General features: G+C 54.4%; 1 protein-coding gene. It reads left to right on the forward strand.

What is annotated here, in order from left to right:
• A partial coding sequence (locus LCI23_RS20400) for a hypothetical protein (protein ID WP_224948269.1) occupies nucleotides 1–901 on the forward strand: 901 nt, incomplete at both ends.

Genomic DNA, 901 nt, shown 5'->3' on the forward strand with positions numbered 1-901 from the left:
ACTGTACAGTTGCAAAACAAAACCTTTGGTATTTTGAAAACGAATTGATTGCCGTACCGGCAAACGATTCGGTAGCGTCGACATTCGTTCCTGGTAACGACTGGAGAAATGAGATCCGTCGTTGGGCAGCCACGACCGCTTCCGCGCAGTTGGCGCATCCATCGCTGACTTGGCTTGGCTCATCCCATATTCTTGAAGACGCTTCGTTTCTGGACGCACAGCATGTCCGCACCGTGGATGGAAATGTATTACCGCTGCAGTTCGTTCCTAAGCTGCCCACCAACCGCTCTTATGTGAACAAGGCGACGATGCGCTTTTTCGAAGGGCGCCAGGTTCGTATGCGCGGCGCGGTAGCGAACCTGAACGGGCAGAAGGCATTCGTTGCACGAACCATCTGGCCCATCGATTTCAATTTGCCTATCGCCGAACTGAAGCATACGCCCCTTGGCAGGGCATCGGAGTTGGCCGCGCTCATACGTGAACCGATCCTGGATGCTAAGGGACTCGAAACACGTCTGCTATGGGAGCGCCGGCCCGGCCAGGCGCGTGATTGGCAGCAAAAGCCGGTAATTGGGCTGATCCTCAATGGCGCCCAGGGTGATGACGACGAATCGCTCGGCGGGCACTTTGCGGTGGCTACCGGACGTATCGGCGAAAAGGGTGAATGGTCCGCTTGGGCGGTGAATAATTTCTATAATCTTGCTTCAATTAACGAGAAAGGCATCATCGCCGGGACGGTCCCAATGGATAACTATCTGATGGACCTGAACAGCGGACAGCAATATTATCGTCCTTCATACATGCTCGTTGCAGTTCTAAACAAGGACCGTACGGCGGTCGCTTTCCAAGGAGCCGTGCAGCGCGTTTTCAACCACTTTTACCGGCACGATTTCCGGTACCA

Source organism: Massilia sp. MS-15, assembly GCF_020176695.1.
GTDB lineage: Bacteria > Pseudomonadota > Gammaproteobacteria > Burkholderiales > Burkholderiaceae_D > Telluria > Telluria hydrophila.